General features: G+C 66.9%; 18 protein-coding genes. 12 read left to right on the top strand and 6 right to left on the bottom strand.

The window, feature by feature from the left end; genetic code table 11:
• The first annotated feature begins 11 nt into the window (after positions 1–11).
• Positions 12–701 carry a hypothetical protein gene (locus tag H5397_RS09320; RefSeq protein WP_182816853.1) on the top strand — a complete coding sequence of 230 codons (690 nt, stop codon included), beginning with the start codon at positions 12–14 and terminating at the stop codon, positions 699–701.
• 345 nt (positions 702–1,046) lie between these two features.
• Here the strand turns inward: H5397_RS09320 and H5397_RS09325 are convergent, their stop codons facing one another.
• Positions 1,047–1,772 carry a metal-dependent hydrolase gene (locus tag H5397_RS09325; RefSeq protein WP_182816854.1) on the bottom strand — a complete coding sequence of 242 codons (726 nt, stop codon included), beginning with the start codon at positions 1,770–1,772 and terminating at the stop codon, positions 1,047–1,049.
• Between the two features lie 377 nt (positions 1,773–2,149).
• On the opposite strand from H5397_RS09325, the gene H5397_RS09330 reads away from it, so the two are divergent.
• A complete protein-coding gene (locus H5397_RS09330; protein WP_182816856.1) occupies positions 2,150–2,605 on the top strand; it encodes a hypothetical protein in 456 nt (151 codons plus the stop codon).
• Between the two features lie 836 nt (positions 2,606–3,441).
• Here the strand turns inward: H5397_RS09330 and H5397_RS09335 are convergent.
• From H5397_RS09335 to H5397_RS09345, 3 genes are all read right to left on the bottom strand, one after another.
• Positions 3,442–4,197 carry a VOC family protein gene (locus H5397_RS09335; protein WP_182816858.1) on the bottom strand — a complete coding sequence of 252 codons (756 nt, stop codon included), beginning with the start codon at positions 4,195–4,197 and terminating at the stop codon, positions 3,442–3,444.
• Positions 4,194–7,673, bottom strand: coding sequence for a DNA-directed RNA polymerase subunit beta (rpoB, locus tag H5397_RS09340; protein WP_182816860.1), 3,480 nt, complete (start codon positions 7,671–7,673; stop codon positions 4,194–4,196). The genes H5397_RS09335 and rpoB overlap by 4 nt, the downstream gene beginning before the upstream one ends.
• 902 nt (positions 7,674–8,575) lie before the next feature.
• Positions 8,576–8,908: a hypothetical protein gene (locus tag H5397_RS09345; RefSeq protein WP_182816862.1), complete on the bottom strand. Its 333-nt coding sequence runs from the start codon at positions 8,906–8,908 to the stop codon at positions 8,576–8,578.
• A 368-nt stretch (positions 8,909–9,276) separates the two neighbouring features.
• On the opposite strand from H5397_RS09345, the gene H5397_RS09350 reads away from it, so the two are divergent.
• Positions 9,277–10,518 carry an IS256 family transposase gene (locus H5397_RS09350; RefSeq protein WP_182816864.1) on the top strand — a complete coding sequence of 414 codons (1,242 nt, stop codon included), beginning with the start codon at positions 9,277–9,279 and terminating at the stop codon, positions 10,516–10,518.
• A 181-nt stretch (positions 10,519–10,699) separates the two neighbouring features.
• On the opposite strand, the gene H5397_RS09355 is transcribed toward H5397_RS09350, so the two are convergent.
• Entirely contained in the window at positions 10,700–11,173 is a 474-nt protein-coding gene (locus H5397_RS09355) for a hypothetical protein (RefSeq protein WP_182816866.1), read from the bottom strand.
• 305 nt (positions 11,174–11,478) lie between these two features.
• Between H5397_RS09355 and H5397_RS09360 the strand changes: the two genes are divergently transcribed.
• From H5397_RS09360 to H5397_RS09400, 9 genes are all read left to right on the top strand, one after another.
• Positions 11,479–13,569, top strand: a complete 2,091-nt coding sequence (locus tag H5397_RS09360; protein WP_182816868.1) for an FtsK/SpoIIIE domain-containing protein — start codon at positions 11,479–11,481, stop codon at positions 13,567–13,569.
• Positions 13,570–13,634: 65 nt separating this feature from the next.
• Entirely contained in the window at positions 13,635–14,519 is an 885-nt protein-coding gene (locus tag H5397_RS09365; protein ID WP_182816870.1) for an RNase H family protein, read from the top strand.
• A 27-nt stretch (positions 14,520–14,546) separates the two neighbouring features.
• Entirely contained in the window at positions 14,547–14,696 is a 150-nt protein-coding gene (locus tag H5397_RS09370) for a hypothetical protein (RefSeq protein ID WP_182816871.1), read from the top strand.
• A gap of 19 nt (positions 14,697–14,715) precedes the next feature.
• A complete protein-coding gene (locus H5397_RS09375; protein ID WP_182816873.1) occupies positions 14,716–15,024 on the top strand; it encodes a hypothetical protein in 309 nt (102 codons plus the stop codon).
• A 425-nt stretch (positions 15,025–15,449) separates the two neighbouring features.
• Positions 15,450–16,148, top strand: a complete 699-nt coding sequence (locus H5397_RS09380) for a hypothetical protein (RefSeq protein ID WP_182816875.1) — start codon at positions 15,450–15,452, stop codon at positions 16,146–16,148.
• Positions 16,149–16,293: 145 nt separating this feature from the next.
• On the top strand, positions 16,294–17,715 hold the full coding sequence (locus tag H5397_RS18855; protein WP_182816877.1) for an ImmA/IrrE family metallo-endopeptidase: 1,422 nt from the start codon (positions 16,294–16,296) through the stop codon (positions 17,713–17,715).
• Complete coding sequence (locus H5397_RS09390; RefSeq protein WP_182816879.1) at positions 17,712–17,942, top strand: hypothetical protein; 231 nt, start codon at positions 17,712–17,714, stop codon at positions 17,940–17,942. Before H5397_RS18855 ends, H5397_RS09390 begins: the two co-directional genes overlap by 4 nt.
• Before the next feature lie 37 nt (positions 17,943–17,979).
• A complete protein-coding gene (locus H5397_RS09395; protein ID WP_182816881.1) occupies positions 17,980–18,465 on the top strand; it encodes a hypothetical protein in 486 nt (161 codons plus the stop codon).
• 240 nt (positions 18,466–18,705) lie between these two features.
• Positions 18,706–20,670, top strand: coding sequence for a DNA cytosine methyltransferase (locus tag H5397_RS09400; RefSeq protein ID WP_182816883.1), 1,965 nt, complete (start codon positions 18,706–18,708; stop codon positions 20,668–20,670).
• Here H5397_RS09400 and H5397_RS09405 read toward each other — a convergent pair.
• Positions 20,597–21,043 (bottom strand): hypothetical protein, encoded by a 447-nt coding sequence (locus H5397_RS09405; protein ID WP_182816885.1) that lies wholly within the window; start codon positions 21,041–21,043, stop codon positions 20,597–20,599. The genes H5397_RS09400 and H5397_RS09405 overlap by 74 nt on opposite strands.
• Positions 21,044–21,612 lie beyond the last annotated feature (569 nt).

A 21,612-nucleotide genomic window follows, 5' to 3' on the forward strand; every position in this document is an offset into this window, starting at 1 on the left:
ACCTGCTCATCTTGGCAGCGGCCCTGCTCGCCGGCTTGATCGCCCTCTCCATGAACCGCCCGGCGGAAGCCCCATCCGCGCCCGCGCCGGCGGCGTCCACCGTGCAGCCCGTCGATCAGCCTGCAGTGCCCTCACCGGCCTCGCCCCTGCCGGCTACGTCACCGACAGCCACCCCTTCGAGCGCCACCGACTCGGAGGGATCCGCGGACCTTCACGAACACGAGCTGGAGGAGGGTGTCGACGTCGGCGGTTTCGACCCGAACCATCCGCCAGCCGGCGCCCCCGATGCGGCCTCAGTGGCCATGGCTCTGGACCAAGCCGTGGGGTATGTCAGGTCCATCAACAGCTACGGCTACGGCGACGGTGCACTCAACGACTTCATCACCCGGTCCAAGCACTACATGGCCCCCTCGTTCTACCAGGAGTGGGTTGACATCGCGGCCATGGCTGAGGAGGCCGGTACGGACGGCAGTGTGTGGGACGGCTACCAGACGAGCAAGACTCGCCACGAGGCCTCCACGGGAACCCCCAGCGTCACTCGGTGGACCGCCACCTCCCTCGAGGTGTCGGTGCCCTACCGGACAGCAGACGTCCCAGCCGGGGGAGAGGTGCCGCTCACCAGCACCGAACGCTTCGCCCGCGTCAAGCTCGTCTACGACGGTTCAACATGGCTGGTGCTCACCGCCACGCCTGACTTCTGAGGAACCGTGGCAAGACCGATCTGAGCGTCGTTCCTGCCTCAAACAGGCTTGCCACGGTCTGGGTGGGGGGCTTGTCTCAGGCGGGGCGAAGATCAGCTGAGGGCAAGACCTCAAGGTGAATGTGCCCGGTGTCCTCGGCCCAGATGACGTGCCCAGACCAGCCGGTCTCGTCTTGACTCCAAGCCACGAGGAGGGCGGGGATGCGGGGGCCATCGGATCTGAGGATCCACACATGCTGCGGGCACCTGCGTGGTGCTCGCCTACCGGCGATCCGCTCACCCAAGGTGCCGAACTCAGAGTGGATGCGGGACGACATTCCCTCAGGCTAGAAGTCGGCTCAGACGGTTACAGGATGGGGATGAGGGACCTCAGCAGGGGGGCCAGCTCGGCGAGATCCGGGGAGCCGAGCTGGAACCAGGCCAGGCCAAAGAACAGCAGGGTGAAGGCGGGTGCGACCACGGTCTGTTCGAGGAGGCTGCCAGTCCTGACCACGGGGATGCTCATTCGAGCGGCCCGATCCCGGAGCCACAGCACCGGCACCGGGATTCCTTCGGGGGTGAGCAGGTCGCCGGCGGCGTGCACAAGGATGCCTCCGACCAGGATGAAGGGCAGTAGTTCCAGCACCGCTCCGGCGTAGGGACTGCCGACGAGCTGGATTGCTGCCCACCATGATGCGGCGAGGTTGACCAACCCCAGGACCAGGCCGCCACCCAGTCCGATCAGACCACGCAGCGCGAGTCCGACGCAGACCGCCAACGCCGCGGTGGCCAGGGCCGGTGACCAGCTGGCAGCCCAGCCCAGGCCGCCGGCGATCAGCCCGGCGAGCACGACATCGTGAGTGCCCCACCTGTGCCCACCGCTCAGCCCACTGATCAGTTGGGACAGGAGGCCACTGACAGGGCCCCACATGCGGCTTGCCATGGCCCCGGGGTGGTCAAGATCGGCCAACAGTGCCGACCCGGCGAACGCCGCGACCCACCCCACCTGCAGCTCGGTGCTCTGTGCCCCCAAGAAGGGAAGCGTGGCAACACCAGCTGCTGCCCCCATCGTGACGTGTGTATAGCCCAGCATCAGCGTCGTCCTCCTCTGTCCCGTTCCGTTGCCAGGACAAGGTGCTGGTGCGTGACCCAAACGGCCCAGGCCGCGACGTCGGGGCGTGCGACACTGCCCTCATGGGGCAGGGGGCAAGACCAGCGGCAAGAACCAGCGGACCGTTCGGTAGCGTGTTCTGGCCGGCCGAGTTGCTCGAGCGCGTGCTACCCGAAACGTTGGCTCTGGCTGCAGCCAGACTCGATGGCATCGGCCGCTGCGCGGTTTGCAGGACCACCTTGGGTGCCGCCCCCTGGGTCGCCCTGACCGCCGCGGCCGCGGGCCCCTTCGGCGCGTGGACGGTACAGGGCCACCTCGCGCACCCTGACTGCGTCAACGAGGGCGCTGCACTGTGGCAGATGGCCGGCGAGAGCACCCTCCCGGAGCCGACGACGGTGGTTGGACTCGCTCACCACCACATCGCCGGCAGCGAGGCGGAGCCTGTCATCACCGTCCGCCCCAGCGTCGACGCCTTCCACTTCGGCGTGGGTCCGCGGTCCGCCCAGGTGGTCGACCACGTCCTCCAGAGGTACGCACAGCTCGGATGGGAGCAGCTCCCCGATGGGGCGGAGTTCACCGCCGCGGCGCCGGCGTCCGCGGTCTTGGCCATCTCCGGTGCAGGGGGCACTCTCGATACGGGGTGCGAGTTGTTGCACCTGGACGTCGATGTGATGGTGGCAGGCGAGCTCGATCAGCTGGGTTCTGTGGGCACCTTGATCGGGGTTGCCCTACGAGGCGATGTGGGCTTCATCGTTGACCGGAAGTTGTTGGATCCGGGCGTCCTCCACGGCCGCGTGCAAGTCACTGTCAGGTGAGGGGGAGAGGCTGCCACACGGGTCTTGCCCTTGGAGGAGCTGGCGAGTCAACCCCGCCGGCCGCAAGCGGCCTTGCAGCGCTGCCTCGCGAGCATCCTATCGAGGGTTCCAAGCTCGCACCGCAGTAGTGGGGGTCAGTAGTAGGCCCACTACTGCGGTTGTCGAGAACGGTCGAATCTTGCATTTTCGGGTTCGTATGTTGCATACGGCCCCACTACTGCGGGCAGTACGGCGTCCAATATTGCGCGCACTATTGGGGGCAGTAGTGCCCGTCGCTACTGCGACCCCGTTAGAACGAGAGCGACACGGTCACGATCACCGGGTCGTACACCACTGTGCTGGACTCAACTGCTGGCCTGTGGCGGTGTATCCGCGCCCGCCCTGGAGGCTGACGCCGGTGAGCGTGTTCAAGATGCGTGCAGCCCGCCATCCTGCTGCTCATGAGCCGGCGGCATGTGAACCGGGCAGGTCACCGATGAGCCCCTGACGCGGCATGCTTGGCAAGCGCCAAGGTGCGGCGCATGCTCGGTCCACGGCTGGTCGCACACCGGGCACGCCTCGCTGAGCCGACGCCGACGCTGTCTCGCCAGGGGCGTCACGCGCCAAGCCCCCAGACGGACGGCCGCGCGACGCTCCCCTCGACCGACCACGGCTCACCCAGGTCGTCCACCAGGCACGCGCAGGACACAACACCGGTCACCGGGTGCTCGATGCCATCGAAGGCGGAACCCAGCGCTGGCGGTCAACCAGTAGAGCGTCACGTTGGCCAGCACGAACTCCGTGCCTAGGAAGCACTGGGCTGCGCACGGACGCTGCGCTCTTGGTGAACTGGTGCCTCAGGGAGTCGGAGCTAGGAAGTACCGGACGCCGTCGGGATCCGCCATGGCCGCGCCGCACAGTGCTGTGGCGCCTCCAGCCGAGGCACCCAGTGCGCGATGCCTACGTTGTTCGCCTGCCTGGGTGGTGTCCTCGGACGCTTCCAAGTCGAAGTGCGCCTGCAGCCCTGAGTCGCCCGGCGCAATCTCCTCTTCTTCGCCGGTCCAAGAGATGGAGAATCCTGCATCCATGAGATGGATGGTGGCGCGTTGGTCCCAGCCCGAGGGCAGGAGGGGCGCGCCGAGGATGGCGCTCCAGAAGCGTGCGTTCTCGAGCGACCCCTCACAAACCACTTCTGCGAGGAGCCCGGCATCGACGGGTGCACTGTAGTGCGGATGCAGGACGCAGAACGCGTTGCCCTCGGGGTCGACGAACGCGTCATGGTCGTCATCGCCGCACAAGGGTCCGTAGGCGTCCGTGGCTCCGAGGAGGAGCGCCCTTGCCACTGTCTGGTCGTGGTCTGCGTGGGATCTGCTCGCGAGGTGGAGATGATGCGCGCCCGGGGAGTCGCCTCTTGCGCTCCCCTTCGCATGGAGGCGCAGTATGGGCCCAGAACCAGCGTCGGGATGGATCTCGACGAACCGTCGCGGGTCAAACGGGTCGCGATAGCCGTCGTGGATCTGCCAGAACAGCAGTGCCGCCCAGAAGTCGGCCAGCGCCCGAGGGTCGTGGGCATACCAGCACAACGCCGAGATCCGTGGAACTCCCCCGTTCATCGGCCACCATCCCAATCCTCGACGTGGGCTGACGCGTCGGGGCGACGTGACAGGTCGATGCCGAACTCCTCGGCGCGGTGGTAGTCGTCCTCGGAGTCACGCAGCTCCACCACGGTGCCGTCGGAGCTCAGGACCTCGACGTTCAGGCAGAGCGACTTCATCTCCTTGACGAGCACCTTGAAGGACTCGGGGATGCCGGGCTCGGGGATGTTCTCGCCCTTGACGATCGCCTCGTAGACCTTCACGCGGCCGGGGACGTCGTCGGACTTGATGGTGAGGAGCTCCTGCAGCGCCCAGGCGGCGCCGTAGGCCTCCATCGCCCACACCTCCATCTCACCGAAGCGCTGGCCACCGAACTGCGCCTTACCACCCAGCGGCTGCTGCGTGATCATCGAGTACGGGCCGGTCGAACGGGCGTGGATCTTGTCGTCGACCAGGTGGTGCAGCTTCAGCATGTAGATGTAGCCGACGCCCACGCGCTCCGGGTACGGCTCGCCGGAGCGGCCGTCGAAGAGCTGGGCCTTGCCACCGGCGTCGACCATCTTCAGGCCGTCACGCTGCGGGAGGCCGTTCTCGAGCAGGCCCGCGATCTCCTCCTCGTTGGCGCCGTCGAAGACGGGCGTGGCGAGGTTCGACTGCGGCTCGACGTGGCCGAGGCCGACGTCCTTGAGGCGGTTGGCCCAGGGCTCGTCGACGTTCTCGATGTCCCAGCCGGAGTGCGCGATCCAGCCGAGGTGCGTCTCCAGCACTTGGCCGACGTTCATGCGGCTCGGGACACCCAGCGGGTTGAGGACGATGTCCACCGGGGTGCCGTCCTCGAGGAACGGCATGTCCTCCACGGGCAGGATCTTCGAGATGACGCCCTTGTTGCCGTGGCGTCCGGCGAGCTTGTCGCCGTCGGAGATCTTGCGCTTCTGGGCCACGTAGACGCGGACCAGCTGGTTGACGCCCGGCGGCAGCTCGTCGCCCTCGTCGCGGTCGAAGACGCGGACGCCGATGACCGTGCCGGTCTCGCCGTGCGGCACCTTCATCGAGGTGTCGCGGACCTCGCGGGCCTTCTCGCCGAAGATGGCGCGCAGGAGGCGCTCCTCCGGGGTCAGCTCGGTCTCGCCCTTCGGGGTGACCTTGCCGACGAGGATGTCGCCCGTGCCCACCTCGGCGCCGATGCGGACGATGCCGCGCTCGTCGAGGTCGGCGAGCATGTCGTCGCCGACGTTGGGGATGTCGCGCGTGATCTCCTCGGGGCCCAGCTTGGTGTCGCGGGCATCGATCTCGTGCTCCTCGATGTGGATCGAGGTGAGGATGTCGTCCTGGACGAGGCGCTGGCTCAGGATGATCGCGTCCTCGTAGTTGTGGCCCTCCCACGGCATGAACGCCACGAGGAGGTTGCGCCCCAGGGCCATCTCGCCGTTGTCGGTGCAGGCGCCGTCGGCGAGCGGGGTGCCCACCTCGACGCGGTCACCGTCGGCGACCAGCGGACGCTGGTTGATGCAGGTCGTCTGGTTGGACCGGACGAACTTCGCCATGCGGTAGCTGGTCTGCGTGCCGTCGTCGTTCATCACGTCGATGATGTCGCCGGAGACCGACGTCACGACGCCGGCCTTGTTGGCCACGGTGACCTCGCCCGCGTCGACCGCGCCGCGGTACTCCATGCCGGTGCCCACGTAGGGGGCCTCGTTGCGGAGCAGCGGGACGGCCTGGCGCTGCATGTTCGCGCCCATCAGCGCACGGCCCGCATCATCGTGCTCCACGAAAGGAATCAACCCAGCCCCCACAGAGAGCATTTGCATCGGCGACACATCGACGTACTGGACGTCAGTGGCGGACACCTCGTCAATGTCTCCCCTTCGGGCACGAACCGTGATCCGCTGGTCCTGGAGCCGACCCCTCTTATCGACGGCGACATTCGCCGGGGCCATGTTGTAGCGGTCCTCCTCGTCGGCGGTGAGGTAGTCGATCTGGTCGGTGACGTGACCGTTCTCGATCTTGCGGTACGGCGTCTCGATGAAGCCGAACGCGTTGACGCGGGCGAAGGACGCCAGCGAGCCGATGAGGCCGATGTTCGGGCCTTCAGGGGTCTCGATGGGGCACATGCGGCCGTAGTGCGACGGGTGGACGTCACGGACCTCCATGCCGGCGCGGTCGCGGGACAGGCCACCGGGGCCGAGCGCGTAGAGGCGACGCTTGTGCGTCAGGCCGGCCAGCGGGTTGTTCTGGTCCATGAACTGCGACAGCTGCGAGGTGCCGAAGAACTCCTTCAGCGCCGCCACGACGGGGCGGATGTTGATCAGCGTCTGCGGCGTGATCGCCTCGATGTCCTGCGTCGTCATGCGGTCGCGGACGGTGCGCTCGAGGCGGCCCAGGCCGATGCGGAGCTGGTTCTGGATCAGCTCGCCGACCGTGCGGAGGCGACGGTTGCCGAAGTGGTCGATGTCGTCGGTCTCGACGGGCAGGTCACCCAGGGTCTCCTTGCCCTCGTGCAGCGCGACGACGTAGCGGATGGACGCGACGATGTCTTCCATCGTCAGCACCTGCTGGTCGAACGGCTGGGAGAGGCCGAGCTTCTTGTTGATCTTGTAGCGACCGACCTTGGCGGTGTCGTACCGCTTCGGGTTGAAGTAGTAGTTGTCGAGCATCGCCTGCGCGGCCTCGCGCGTGGGGGGCTCGCCCGGGCGCAGCTTGCGGTAGATGTCCAGCAGCGCCTCGTCGGTGTTGGCGGTGTTGTCCTTCTCCAGGGTGAGCCGGATGGACTCGTACTCGCCGAACTCCTCGAGGATCTGCTCGTTCGTCCAGCCGAGGGCCTTCAGCAGGACGGTGACGTTCTGCTTGCGCTTGCGGTCGAGGCGGACGCCGACCATGTCGCGCTTGTCGACCTCGAACTCCAGCCACGCGCCGCGGGACGGGATGATCTTGCAGCTGAAGATGTCCTTGTCGGACGTCTTGTCGGGGGTCTGCTCGAAGTAGACGCCCGGCGAACGGACGAGCTGGGAGACGACCACGCGCTCGGTGCCGTTGATGACGAAGGTGCCCTTGTCGGTCATGAGCGGGAAGTCGCCCATGAAGACGGTCTGGGACTTTATCTCGCCGGTCTCGTTGTTGACGAACTCGGCGGTGACGAAGAGCGGCGCGGCGTAGGTGACGTCGCGGTCCTTGCACTCCTCGACCGTGTACTTCGGCTCCTCGAAACGGTGGTCGCGGAAGCTCAGCGACATCGTCTCGGAGAGGTCCTCGATCGGCGAGATCTCCTCGAAGATCTCCTCCAGACCGGACTTCGTGTTGATGTCGGTGCGTCCGGCCTCCAGGGCATCCGCGACGCGGGCGCGCCACACGTCGTTGCCGACGAGCCAGTCGAACGAGTCGACCTGCAAATCAAGAAGGTTCGGCACCTCGCTCCCAAGAGGCGTCCTGGATAGCGAGCGCCGCTGCCGCCTCGCCAGAAGGGGCCCTGTTGGGGTCGCTGAACTCGGTGGGGTCATGGCGGTCCTTCCTAGGGGGTGACCAGTCTTAGTCTCGACGTCGGCGCCCACACCTGCCGAAGTTCGGTTCGGAAGACAGGCTCAGGGAGAGGGGTTGACGGTGCCGGGGCCGAGCAGAGCGTGAGGCCACACCTTAGGGGCACAGATCCAAGAATGCAAGGACTTTTCTGCACCACAATTAGCGAGTATGTCAACCTCGCTGTGGCTTACAGTATGCCCTCGTCGCGGAGATCGTCAAGTTCCCGGCGTGTCGCGTCTGCGCGCACCCATAGCGGCCCGCGTTGAAAACGAATGATTGACAACATAATGTTGAGACATGGCTTTTGACTCTCCCGACCCCCGCGCCCTCCGCGCAGCCCGAACCTTCGACGCCCTCATGCGCCTCGGCCAACGGTTCGCAGGCTCACCTCAGGCACGCTCCCGTTTCACCCACCCAGAAGGGATCAGCCCCACAGAGGCTGTCCGCGCCGCAGCGCTGCTGGGAGGCGGAGCCGTTGCCCATCTAGAAGGCGAGCCCCCATTGGACGAGGATGACGTGATAGCAGCTCTGACGCTGGTTCCCCACGTCAGGGCCGAGATCGACGAACTCGAGTTGTCGTTGCTGCAGCTGGCTCGCCTCCGAGGTATGCCCTGGGTCCAGGTGGCCTTCGCCCTAGGCCTGGCCAGCCCCCAGGCCGCCCAGCAAAGGCACCATCGCCTCGCATCTAGGACCAACGTCGAGGATTGAGGTGCCGCTCCGCCCGACCACGACCAGTGCGTCCAGGCGTCGTCGTTGATCTTCACCCAAATGAGCATGGTGTCCGGTCGAGCAGGGAAAGTCTCATCGGTTCGCGATCGCCATTGAACTCGGCCGGCTTCACAGGAGGCCTCATGGGAAGGCGGCCCGGACAGCCGCGGCGCGGTCACCGCCCGTCGCGCTGATCACAGAGGCTCAGCAAGGGCTTCAACGACTCACCGACGCAGACCCGCTCGACGACACCGTCCAAACCACTCTGGCCCGTGCGCTGCTCATTCTCGGGATAGCCCACGCCGAACTCCGGCAACCGGCCGAGGCGGCGACCCACATGGGGCGCGCTGCCCAGAAGGCCAGAACTTACGCCGAGCTCGCGCCCAAGGAGCATGGCCGGCTCTACGTCGACTGCCTCCGAGCACAGGCAGAGGTCCTCCAAGACCTCGACAGAGGAACCGAAGCCGAGCAAGCCTTGGCGGTAGCCCAAGCATTCCTCGACCAGCACCCCGAGACACACGGCTAGCGCCTGTCGCGGGCGCAGTAGAAGTTGGCCGGATGGCACATGCCATCATCCAGGGAAGGCCGACCCAGATCCCGCTCTTCGCATGGGCTGGAGACGGTGGCATCAATCTATCCACAGGCTTTTGGCAGTGGAGAGCACGTTGGCGCGCATATCTAGGGACCAACTCACCCAGGAGGTTTTGATGCAGACGAGTCAGTCCCCCCTTAAGCGAGAGCCCGACGCTGCGAGTTGAGTCCAGCACAGTGGTGTACGACCCGGTGATCGTGACCGTGTCGCTCCAGACGTAGGGGCGGTCACCGGGTGATTCTTCGAGAGATCTCTCACAACCAACTCGAAGGAAAGGCCCACCGATGACCGCTGTCTCCAGTATCGACGACCCGGCCGAGTTCTTGAACCACCTGTTGGGCCAGTCCTCCCCCGACCTGTTGCGCGAACTGCTGGAAGGGTTCGTGAACACGATCCTGTCCGCCCAGGCCGACCAGGTCTGCGGCGCCCCGCACGGGGTTCGGGACGAGGGGCGGGTTAACCGGCGCAACGGCTACCGCCACCGTGACCTCGACACCCGCCTGGGCACGTTGGATGTCGCCGTCCCGAAGCTGCGTGAAGGGTCGTTCTACCCTGACTGGCTGCTGGTCCGCCAACGCCGCAGCGAGCAAGCCCTCGTGTCCGTGGTGGCGACCTGCTACCTGCTGGGCGTGTCGACCCTGCGGATGGACAAGCTCGTCAAGGCGCTGGGGATCACCGGGTTGTCGAAGTCCCAGGTCAGCGTGATGGCCCAGGAGCTCGACCAGCTGTTGGCCGACTTCCGCAACCGCCCGTTGGATGCCGGCCCGTACACGTTCGTGGCCGCCGACGCGTTGACGATGCGGGTGCGGGAGGGTGGTCGGGTGGTGAAGGTCGCCGTCATGGTCGCCACCGGCGTCAACAACGACGGCTACCGCGAAGTACTAGGCATTTCAGTGTCGACCAGCGAGTCGCATGCTGGCTGGCTGACGTTCTTCAAGGACCTGGTCGCCCGCGGCCTGTCCGGGGTCGCGCTGGTCACCAGCGACGCCCACGCCGGCCTTGTCGAGGCGGTCGGGGCCACCTTGCCGGGGGCGTCGTGGCAACGGTGCCGTACCCACTACACCGCGAACCTGATGTCGGTGTGTCCCAAGCACGCCTGGCCCGCGGTCAAGGCGTGGCTGCACTCGGTGTTCGAACAGGCCGACCCCGTCGCGGTGCACGCCCAGTACGACCGGCTCCTGGCCGAGGTCCAGGCCAACAAGCTCCCCGCCGTGCACGAGCACCTCGAGCAAGCCCGCGACGAGGTGCTGGCGTTCACCGCGTTCCCGCAGGGGGTGTGGCGGCAGGTGTGGTCCAACAACCCGAACGAGCGCTTGAACAAGGAGATCCGCCGACGCACCGATGTTGTCGGGATCTTCCCCAACCGCGACAGCATCATCCGCCTGGTCGGTGCCGTCCTGGCCGAACAACACGACGAATGGGCCGAAGGCCGCCGCTACCTCGGCCTCGAACTGTTGAAGAAGGCCCGGCTCACCCTCATCCCCGGCACCACCGAACAGGAGGAACCCACCGCCCTCACCGCATGAAACGAGGAATCACTCCTACACCACCGTGTTGGACTTGACCCGCCGTTGCGGGAACAACGGCGCCATGGATCCGCCCGAGACAACAAGTCATTGAAGTTCGAGGGCGATTCCATGAGAGAGTCTAGGCCCGAGGCTGCCGCGTCCCCAAGGGATCACACGGCAGCCCATTGGGTGCGATGCACTACCTCGGGGCGAGATCGTCTTCGTGGGGCCACGCCTCGATCTCGTCGAGATCGGCCTCGAGCTCCTCGACGCTGTTGTAGCGCCGGCTGGGGATTCCGCTCTCCTCGGCGGCGTCCGCAACGATGTGATCCCTGGTGACATAGATGTAGGCCCTCGACGCGGCCAGGTAGTCGCCGCCACGGGTGTCGAAGGCCCACGCATCGCCGTCTGGCACGTTGCCGTCTGACCTCGCGCTCGTCCAGCCGCGCTTGGTCAAGACCGCTTCGACTCTGTCGTCGAAGTAGGTGATGCCAGGTGGATCCACGACCCCGCCCAGCATGACCGTCGCACCGTACCCCATCTGGCGTTCCGGATCGGCTGGGACCGACTGTGGATCGATGCTCGCCGCCGGCATCCCTGCGGTTCGCCGTACTGGGCCGAGGGACTTGCCTCGGCGTTGCGCCTTCTTGTTCCTACCCTTTGATTTCGGCATGTCACGCAACCTAGACATGAGCTCTGACGTATCCGACACATCCGATCTTGTTCTAGGCGTTGGCAAGGGCTTTGAACACTTTCTGATGCCCCGGGGGGGGTATCACGGCCCAGCTCCTCGGCCGATACAGCGGTGGCCGGTCACGGCCTCGCACCTTCTCTGGGCAGATCAGAGATCCCGTCGTCAGGAGCATGATGCCCAGGAGCGCCCCGGCCACATCGCAGGCTCAAAGAAGGACAGCTCAAACTGAACCCGTCGCGCAGCTGGTCCCGCGTGCAACCCAGCACCGTTCCTACGCCCTGCTGATGTTCGCACTTGGGGCCGTGGGCGCCGGAGTGCTCGGCCTCCAGCAAGAAGCCCTGCTGGCCGGTGTGGCGTTCGCCGCCGGCGTCGTGCTGGCCGTCGTGGTGTGGAGGAACGGAGCACGAAAGGTCGCCCGTGACCGGATCCAAGACCTGCTGGTGGAGGCGTTGGCCAACTACACCGGCGCCCGCAAACTGGACCGCCGCACGGTCACCCTGACCAAGTGGACCGGGCGCGGCGTGGGCATCCCGCAGCGCGTGATGATCCGCTACGCCCCCGGGGTCCCCGATGGAGACCCCAACTGGCGCCCTGCTGTCCTCGATGTCCTGCAGCGGCGTCTCGACCGCGCCTACAAGGTCGATCGACACGACCGGTCCCGTTGCCGTCTCCATCTCGTTCCGGATGACACGAGCGCCGGGGACGCACCGCCCTACGCCCAGGTTCGCCTTGAGCGCGCGATCACGTCTCTGGTCGGGCCCTCCACCAAGATCGCCGAGTTTGAGGCGAACGAGGATGGTGACATCATCCGGGTCCACGTTGACCACGAGGAGTCCGCGAAGTGTGCCGTGGCTGGCTTCCGGTTGCGTGCCGAGCGGACGGTCTCGGCCATGATGCCGGGCCGCTGGAGGGCCAACTGGGACCTCGAGGGAGACAAGGTGACCTTCGAGCAGCGCCCGTCACTTCCCACCAGCATCTGGCTTCCCATCGACCCGATCCCTGACGACGTCGACGACTTACTCCTCAACTATCGCAAGGTGAAGATCCCGGTCGGCGAAGACGAGGACGGCCGCCGGATCTGGTGGCACCCCGCCCTGGTTCCGCAGGCGCTGATCTCAGGTGGCACCGGGTCGGGTAAGACATCCACCGTCCACGCCATCATCGCGACGATCACCCGCTACGGATGGCCCGTGTGGATCCTCGACGCGAAACGGATCGAGTTCCTCGATCACCGGGATTGGCCCAATGTCCAGATCGTCGCCACCACCCTGGAACAGCAAGTCGCCCTCGTTCATCGCGTGTGGCAGCTCATGGAGTACCGCTACCAGCTCATCGAAGAGGGCAAGGTTCGTGTCGACGACCTCGAGCCCTTGGTGGTCATCCTCGACGAGTACGCGGAGTTCGTGGCAAACCTCCTCGATTGGTACGCCACCGTCAAGGTCAAGGGCGACCCGACCAAGCCGCGGACCCTCCAAGAGGTGGGCTCCCTGGCCCGCAAGGCCCGAACTGCGCGCATCCACCTCATCATCAGCATGCAGCGCCCCGACGTCGCACTGCTCGGTGGAGCCGGCGGAGAGACCCGATCCAACTTCGGCCAACGCATCAGCATGGGACGTCTGGACCCTGCAGGCGCGATGATGATGTGGGAGAACGCTTACACCGGCGTCGCCATCCCTCGAGGGGTAACGGGCCGGGCCATGGCCGTCAACGACCAAGGGGTCCCCGTCGAGACCCAGTGCTATCGCTTCCCCAGCATGTACGCCGAGCCCGGCAGCGAAGAGGCCCTGCTCCTGCAGCAGCTCAAGCCCACCGCGGCTCGACACGAGCGCCTGGTCATCATCCCTCCCGGATCGGATCAGGAGAGCTTCGACCTGGACACCGGCGAGCCCATTCCCTTGACCTTCTCCGACTACCAGCAGGCCGAGTGGGCCTTGGCCTCCAGCAGACCAGACCTCGACCTGGCTCTTGCCGGAACCGGCGACGAGATCTCCCCCGAACATGCTCGCGCTCTGTCCTCCACGCTCGCAGCCCTCGGGCTGGACCCCAACCTCCCGAGCAGTGGCCGGCGCCGGGTCGCCCCAGGCCTGTTCGTCGACGAGGCTCACGACGAGGACGAACCGTTCCCCGAGCACGCCGACCAGTACATCGGCTACGGAGCCCCCATCCACCTGCCCCCGTCCCGGCTCGAGGTGGGAGACCTCATCCAGGTCGAAGAGGGGAGCGGGGAGTGGGTCGTCATCGACGAGGACCCAGAGGAGGACGCCTTCGACCCAGCCTGCATCGCAGTGTCCTGGCGCAGCGACACCGATGAGTGCGGCTCGCTGTCCCTGCCAGCATCAGAGCCCGTCGCCGTGCGCCGACCCGACATCGACTGAAAGGGCCTCAGATGGGGGGCGACAGCGGAGGGTTCCACGGCACCGGAAATCGGCAGGGTCAGGGCATGGAGAACAACACCCCCCGCCCGGTCCCTCGCCCCCCACGATCACCCTTCATCGCCACCCCCACTCGGAGACTTCCCCATGCCTCAGAGTTCGCACACATCCTCAAGGTCGAACATGGCGGCCGAGCAGTCGTCCTGGTCGGCCGCGCAAGCCATGGCGAGATCCACGCGCGGACCGTGTGGGAAGGTCCGCAAGACCAGGGGAGAGTCGCCGTCCTGGACGCCTTCTGCGGACTCGTTGAGGAGGCACATGGCCTATCCGAACCCCTCACCGTCGTCGTCCCCACCTCGCTGGCCCAGAACCTCGCCGCATGCGGCTTCGCCGACCCCCAGATCATCATCGGAGCCAAGACAGGGCCGAACTACCTGAGCGAGACCCACCAGCTCGCCGACGCCTGGCGTGACCAGCAACCCGCCACAACCCGCGAGCGGGTTCTCGTCGTGGCCACCGACGCATCGGTCGGTTTGCGCACCGGCTCAGCCGCGATCGCGTGCATCAGCCAGGACGGCAGGACCAGGGAACTACGCCTCAGCCGCCGCCACGACGTCACCCTCTGTGAGCTGCGAGCCATCCTGCTGGCCGTGGAGACCTACCACGGCGCACTCCATATCCAGTCCGACTCACTCACCGCGGTCACGTTGCTGACCAGCGGCAAGGTCGACCCTAAGGCTCGCCGCTACGCATCACTGCTCGCTCGGATCGAAGCCGCATCGGCTGGACGCACCGTCACCTATGAGTGGGTCCGTGGCCACAACGGCCACCCCCTGAACGAGGCCGCCAACCGGCTCGCCATCGCCACCCGCCGCGGTGCCGAACTGCACCTGCCACCCGGGATCCGACGCAAGGTCCGCACGCAGATCACCGCCGACCTCGCATGCGCCTGACACACCTCATGAAGGGACAACCACCCCATGCCTGACACCAGCCGCCTGATCGACGTGTGCGACGACTGCGGCCGCCCTGCTCCCTCTGCGCTGTGTGACCGCTGTGCAGACCGCTACGAAACCAACCTGCTGGCCGATCTCGTGCAGCGGTCACGCCCGGACACCTGTTCTGAGTGACGAAAGGAGGGACCCGACGATGACCACCGGTTCCATCAAGGACATTGAGAACGACGACACCTTCTGGTTCATCATCTGCGGCTTCTTCGCCTTCCCCGCCCTCGCGGTCGGCGCCGGCCAGCTGTGGGCCCAGGGATCTGACTGGCTGGTCGAGCACCACATCCTGGTCCCGGAGAGCGCCTCACCGATGGTGTCGATCCCCGCGATGGGCGGAGCTGGGCTTGATCTTGCTCGCCTCAGCATTGCGGCCGGTTTGGTCGTGCTGCTCGGCGTCCTCACTGCGCTCAGCGTGCAGTCCATCGCGCGCCGGCGGGACTCGATCCAGTGAGCAAGGTCACCTACGGCGAACGAGAGGCCCGCGCCCAGGAGCTGGCCGTGCATTTGGCGTGGAACGGCGCGTGCCGTGAGGATCGCCAGCTGTGGGGGGTGGCTGAACGTGACCACGCATCCGCTACCACGAAGTGGACGGCCCGCGTTGCTGCAGCACCGGCCGTGGAGCTGTGTGCCGGGTGCCCTGTGCTGACTGTGTGTGCCAACTGGGCTGAGACCGACCGCTACACCGGCTTGGCCGCGGGTACGGCGTGGATCGATGGCAAGAGGCGCCCCACCGAGTGGCCCCGGAATCATCGCCACGGACAGGTGGCTCAGAGTGGCGGTGCCCTCGCCAGCTGAGTTGGGGGGTGACAGTCGCACTCGCTGTGGGGGGTTCCGTCCCTAGCGTCGTGGGCAAGAACCATAGGACGGACACCCCCCATGAACTTCATCCCCGACGACCACCTCGACCTGATCGTCACCGCCGCGCTCGAGTGGAAGGTCTTGGTCGGCCCTCCGGCCGCGGCCCTCTCCATGCCTGGCTCCCTGACCTCGCTGGACGGTACTCGAGCAGGGACCCTCATCCGTCAGATGAACACGATCGTCCAGCGCCTTGGCTCGCCGGCGGAGTACACCTATCGTCCGGTGCCGGGGCCCTTGATCCCTGTCGAAGTCATCAAGGCGTGCCACGCCGCGATCCACACCTGCAGCCGGGCCCCCTACTGGGAAACATCGGTCGCCCACACACTCCTCACCAAGACGGCATGGGCGGCCGCAGTGCGCGTTCCCGGCTACGCCGAAGCTCCATGGATCTGGACACGCTCCCGCACCTCCCAGACCCTCGCGATCGCCGAGACCTGGCGGCCCGAACCCCTGGCCGTCAACTGGTCCAAGACCCACAGCATCGAACCGGAGACCTGGGCCAGCGCGGCAGCCGTGCTGGTCACCGAAGAAGCACTCCCCGCGGTCAGCGGCCTGCTGGCTGCCGGCCAACTGGCCGCTCGCCCGAACGTCTTCGCGATCTTGCCGGATCCCCACCTGGACCCCGCCCTGTGGGGTGGCGTCGCTGACCATGTCCTCATCTGGCCGGATTGCCGTCCCTGGCTCGATGTGCAACTCGGCGCGGCCTGGAGACCCTGAACCTGCTCTGTCCTGGGCGGTCACGGACAGGTGCCCTCGAAGCACCTTGTCTGGCCATGAGAACACGAATGATCTGGGCCTCCCCAGCCTTGCAGCCTCCGAGCCCTCACATGACCGCCCTTGCACGGATAGACCGGGTCGAACCGTGAGCGAGCACGACATCTGGGTCAACGACTACACGACGTCCTCGGGCGTCCAGGTTGCCGGCCACTATCGACGCCGGCGTTCAGGAACCGCGGTGCTCGAACCGGCCGAGCCGGCAGCGTTGACTGCCGGCGGCTCGATCGAGTCGCTGGCGGCCGTCCACACTTCTGGTGCCCCGAACCGGACCGCAGGGTCGCACATTGCGCCTGCCTCGCCAGAGGATTCCCTCAAGGCTGCGGAGGCCCGCTACAACGCCGCACGGGTGGCCGTGGGGGTGGCGGCGTTGCGCCAGCGGCACGGTGCCCACGAGCAGAGCCTTCAAGCGGCGCTTCGGGAACGTGCAGAAGCCAAGCGGGCGCTCGACACCCTGCACCGAGACCCGCACCCCTCCGCGACCGGGGATTCCCACGAGCTCGCGGCTGTCGAGGACGTCGACGATGCGGTGGCACAGGACCGGTGCTCCAGCTGCGGCCAGTACCAAGGCAACGATCACAGGTGTCCGACGCCTGCGGGTCTCCCGGATGCCGCGTACGGCGACTTGAAGGGGGACGCCCGGGTCCACGCGATGGTCGCTGACCTCGAGCAGTCAGTGAAGTCGATCATGGAGTCGGGACAGCTGACCAGGTGGCTCAACGCGATGGCCTCCAACGGGCTACAGCGCTGGAGCCCCAACAACCGGCTGCTGGCGGCCATGCAGATGCTGCAGCGCGGCAAGGATCTGGACAACCTCCACATGATGGGGTTCAGGCAATGGGAGGCCCAGGGCCGCAAGGTCAGCAAGGGCGCCAAGGCGGTCTGGATCCTCGCGCCGATCACCCGGAAGGTCGTCGACGAGGCCGACGACGGCACCGAGGTGGAGCGCCACCGCGTTGTCGGCTTCAAGAGCATCCCCGTCTTCGACATCTCCGATACCCACGGCGACCCCCTCCCGCCCTCGCCAGCCGGTCACCAGACCGGAACCGTGGCGCCAGGCACCCTCGAGGGGCTTCGCGACCGCGTCGGAACAGCCGGCTACTCCTACGAAGAGACCGAGATCCCCGGCTTCAACCGTGCCGCGGGGACGGGTACCTACGGGTACACCGAGCCGGCCACCAAGCGGATCGTCGTCGACGCCCGCCAGACCCCCACGGAGAAGGCATCAACCCTCGCCCACGAACTCGCTCACGTCCACTGCGGCCACGTCGACAACCTCAGCGAGTACCGCCAGCACCGAGGCCGCATGGAAACCGAGGCCGAGATGACCGCCTACCTGGTCAATCGATCGCGTGGCATGGCCGCATCGGATGCCGCATCCTTCTCCCCTGGCTACATCGCCGGCTGGTCGAAGGGAGACCCCAAGGTGATGCACGCCGCAATGGACACAGCGGTCCGCGCCTACAACAAGATCATGGAGGGCTCATGGCCCGAAGGGAGTCAGCAGTGAACACACGCCACATCGCCGAGGTGACCGACCCACTCACCGGCGACGTCGTCGTCTTGAGTGCGGCCACGTCCGCCGAGCTCGAGCAGCTGGTCGACGACCACCTGTCCAGCACCTTCCCCGAACCATCCGAAGACCTCCCCCATGTCACAGGCGTGCACCTGTTCTCGGTGAACGAAAGGACGCCCGATGACCACGAACCCCACCCCCGCAATCCTTACGCTGGCTGACCTGGTTAGTCGTCTGGACGGAATCGATCCCGACTCGTTGACCTACCAGCGCTCCCGCGGCTGGGTCATCGGATTCACCTCCTGCCAGGACTTCGAGGTCGCCGTGACCGCCTTCCCTGGCCAACGCGCCGACCGGGTCGACTACAACATGGTGGCTAAGAGGTTCCTCGTGGCCGGGAACCACGACTTCGAGCTGAACCACCCGTGCCACGCCCAGTTGCCCTGCTGGATGCACGTGACACTGGCCGACGTCGCCCGCCGGCATGCGGAGGGCTACCTGGACCTGACCCGTCCAGCTGACCGTGAACTGCTGCGTGCGCTCACCGAGGTTGTCGACGTCGCCCCACTGCCCGCTGCAGCCCGACTTGCTGAGGTCTACCGGACTGCTCTGCATCCCACCCTGACGAACGGCTCCGCTATCAGCACTGCGCTGGTGACCGGTCTCCGTCTCGAACCCGACTCCACACGTCATCAGGACCTGGTCGCGATCCTCACCACGGCCGGCGAGAAGGAGGCCTCCTGATGCGCACGTGGCGTCGAGGTCGAAGCACTGGCCCCTACGCGGATGGAGTCCGTCGATGAGAGTGATTGACCTGGACCTCGAGCGGCGGCGCCGGCGCGGCTCCCGTCCGGCGGGCCCCTGTGAGGCCTGTGGGCGCCCCAGCGTCGCCGGCCTATGCCCGGCTTGCCTGACCGCGTACGAGGCCCTGTGCTGCGATTCCGCTTGGGACCACGAAGCCTGTGGTTTGGAAGAGACTCAAGGATGAAAACCGCCCAGCACCGGCCCGCCGTCAAGCGGCGTCGTTTCCGCCACGACGACCTGGTCGCGGTCGATCTGTTCGCCGGGTTCGGGGGGCTCACCGAGGGTGTCCGCCGAGCCGGGTTCACCACGATCATGGCCGCCAATCACAACCGCTACAAGGTCGAGGTCCACGAGGCCAACCACCCCTACGCCGAACACTGGATCGCGGACCTGGTCGACCCCACCTCGGCGGACTACCACTCAGCACGCGACCTTCCCGCCGCGGACCTGCTCGTCGCCGGCGTCTCCTGCGTCAACCACTCCCAGGCCAACAGCAAGCGCGCCTACGAACAGCAGGCCGACCTGTTCAGTTTGGAGGACCCCGACTATGAAGCGGCGGTGACGCGCTCCGAACGTGACCGGGCCACCGCCAACTGCGTTCTGCACTACGCCGACCAGCACCGGCCGCGGATGATCCTCATCGAGTGCACGACCGAGCTCACGTCGTGGGGCAAGGCGATCCCCGGCAAGCGGAAGGTCGGTGACGGCTCGACCTACCGCTGGTGGCTCAACCAGTTCGACAAGCTCGGCTACCACCACCGGGTCATGTACCTCAACAGCCAATTCTTCGACGTCCCCCAGTCCCGCGACCGGCTCTACATCGCGTTCTGGCAGTCCTACATCCCCGCCCCGGACCTCGATCACTGCCCCCTCGCCTACTGCGCGCACTGCGACGCCACCACCGAGGCCGTCTGGACGTGGAAAACGGGCGTTCCGCCCACCGGATCAGTCCGCCACGACAAGCAGTACAACTACCGCTGCTCGAGGTGCCGCCGCGAGGTCATGCCCGCGTTCGCGCCATCGATCAACACCCTCGACCTGACCGACCTCGGCACGCGCATCGGCGACCGCGAGCGCCCCCTCGCCGCGGCGACGATGGCCCGGGCTGAGCGCTGCCGGCGACGGTTCGCCGACTTCCCGGCCATTCTGATGCCGATCGCCCGCCAGGAGACGAAGGTCGTGTCGGGGGCGATCATGCCCGCCAAGGCTGCCCGGGGCAGCGACCGACACTTCGGCCAGCCGCTCGCGACCCAGACCAGCCAGCAAGAGGCCGGGTTGCTCACCACTGCCGCGATCATGCAGACCGCGAACAGCTTCGAGCACCCTGGATCCGAGTGCCGCACACGGGACGTGTCCCAACCCCTGTGGACCCAGCCTGCGACCGCTTCAGTCGCGATGCTCAGCCCCGGCATCGCGCTCGCCGTCGACAACTTCCAAGGCGCGCCCCGCGGCGCTGACGAGCCGATCGCGACCCAAGGTGGCTCCGAAACGATGGCGCTCATCACCGCCGGTGTCGTGCCAAACCGCACCAACGCGACCAACAGCGGCCCGGATGAGCCGATGAGGACCGTCGTGGGTGGTGCTGGGTCTGGCGGCATGGCCCTGGTGTCGGCCGGGATCCTGCCCTACCGCAAGAACACCACACCGAACACCCACGCCGAGCCGATGCCGACCATCACCAGCGAGCAGACCCCCGCCCTCCTGACCGCGGGCTGGTTCAAATCCAACGGCAGCGCCGGAACCGAAACCGCCCCCCACCCAGTCCTCGACCCGTTCGGCACCCTCACCAGCCGCGACACAACGACCCTGCTCGCCGCCGAGTGGCGCGAAGCTCTCGACGCCATCACGCTCGAGGACTGCTACTTCCGCATGCTCCGCAGTCACGAGATCGGGCGCAGCTGCGGCTTCGACGTCAACTTCGGCGACTACCGGGGCACGTTCATCGTGTGGGGGTCCGCCCGGGACCAGATCGACGGCTACGGAAACGCCGTCAGCCGCATGACCCGCGCCTTGACCCTCCAGCCGATCCATCTGGCGGTCGCCCGCGAGTTCGTTGCGGCGCACCATCACATCAAGGGTTTTGCGACCCTTCCTCGCCGCGGCGGTTGCGGAGCTTCTGGCGTCGTTGCTTCACCGAAGACCTAGTCCGCCCCAGACGGCGCGCCACGTCGCCGGCGGTGAGCTCGACGCGCATCACCACCTCGTCTTCCGCCGCGGTGTACGGCCCGGACGCCGTCGCGGCCGCCCGGTCACGGGCCGTCCTCGCGCGAGCGACCGCGTTGAACGCTTCGCGGTGGGTTCGTTGGTAGATCAACGCTCGCCGGTTGGCGCGTGCGCGGCCACGTTCCCTGGCGACCGCGGCGCCAGCCGGGTCGAGGAGCGCCCGTCGCTTCGCGCTGATCGCGCGCACCGACCGACCCAAGCTGGCGGCCAGCTCCTCATCGCTGCCCGTCCAGCCGAGCAAGCGCTCGACTTCGGTGGCGGTCCACAAGCGGCGCGGGAGGCGGGGGGTCACCATGAGTCTCACGCTAGCCACGCGGCCCCCACTCACTCCGCCCACTCGACCCTCGTGTCCTTGGGTCAGCGGTTGCGTGCGCGTTCATCGAGGACATCGGCTGCGACGCTACCTGGGGGATCTGGACGCGCCCGCGTTCATCAGGGCCGCGACGGAACGCGCCTCGCAGCTCGTCACCGAGAACCAGTACGAGCGCACCGACAGTGACCGGTCTGGACGCACCTACAGCCACAGGTGGGTGGTACGCGGTCACTGGGCGCACCAGCCGTATGGCCCCCAGCAGAGCCTCCGCAAGCTCATCTACCGGGAGCCGTACATCAAGGGCCCTGAGGGCAAGCCACTCCGTCGCAAGGAGCACGTGTCCGTGTGGCGTCGGTGAGGCATTCAGAGGAACTGTATGGGTGCCGCCCCTATCCCAATAGTGGGGCGAAGTAGTTACCCGCAGTAGTAGACCGCATTAGTGCGCTCCCGCCCGCGCGCAGCGCGGGTTTGCCGGGGCCGCAGGCCCCGGCACGGGCTCGTTAGTCAGGCCGCGCAGCGGCCTGGTGCCGCGCGCAGCGCGGGACCGTCGG

Source organism: Propioniciclava sp. MC1683 (assembly GCF_014164675.1).
In the GTDB taxonomy this organism is placed as follows: Bacteria; Actinomycetota; Actinomycetes; order Propionibacteriales; family Propionibacteriaceae; genus Propioniciclava.

What these genes read in the sequence shown, in the direction of transcription:
- H5397_RS09400 (WP_182816883.1), top strand. Translation starts at nt 18,706, where the DNA reads ATGAAAACCGCCCAGCACCGGCCCGCCGTCAAGCGGCGTCGTTTCCGC.
- H5397_RS09325 (WP_182816854.1), bottom strand. Translation starts at nt 1,772, where the DNA reads ATGCTGGGCTATACACACGTCACGATGGGGGCAGCAGCTGGTGTTGCC.
- H5397_RS09355 (WP_182816866.1), bottom strand. Translation starts at nt 11,173, where the DNA reads ATGCCGAAATCAAAGGGTAGGAACAAGAAGGCGCAACGCCGAGGCAAG.
- H5397_RS09365 (WP_182816870.1), top strand. Translation starts at nt 13,635, where the DNA reads ATGGAGAACAACACCCCCCGCCCGGTCCCTCGCCCCCCACGATCACCC.
- H5397_RS09350 (WP_182816864.1), top strand. Translation starts at nt 9,277, where the DNA reads ATGACCGCTGTCTCCAGTATCGACGACCCGGCCGAGTTCTTGAACCAC.
- H5397_RS09335 (WP_182816858.1), bottom strand. Translation starts at nt 4,197, where the DNA reads ATGAACGGGGGAGTTCCACGGATCTCGGCGTTGTGCTGGTATGCCCAC.
- H5397_RS09360 (WP_182816868.1), top strand. Translation starts at nt 11,479, where the DNA reads ATGTTCGCACTTGGGGCCGTGGGCGCCGGAGTGCTCGGCCTCCAGCAA.
- H5397_RS09375 (WP_182816873.1), top strand. Translation starts at nt 14,716, where the DNA reads ATGACCACCGGTTCCATCAAGGACATTGAGAACGACGACACCTTCTGG.
- H5397_RS09405 (WP_182816885.1), bottom strand. Translation starts at nt 21,043, where the DNA reads ATGGTGACCCCCCGCCTCCCGCGCCGCTTGTGGACCGCCACCGAAGTC.
- H5397_RS09330 (WP_182816856.1), top strand. Translation starts at nt 2,150, where the DNA reads ATGGCCGGCGAGAGCACCCTCCCGGAGCCGACGACGGTGGTTGGACTC.
- rpoB (WP_182816860.1), bottom strand. Translation starts at nt 7,673, where the DNA reads ATGACCCCACCGAGTTCAGCGACCCCAACAGGGCCCCTTCTGGCGAGG.
- H5397_RS09370 (WP_182816871.1), top strand. Translation starts at nt 14,547, where the DNA reads ATGCCTGACACCAGCCGCCTGATCGACGTGTGCGACGACTGCGGCCGC.
- H5397_RS09380 (WP_182816875.1), top strand. Translation starts at nt 15,450, where the DNA reads ATGAACTTCATCCCCGACGACCACCTCGACCTGATCGTCACCGCCGCG.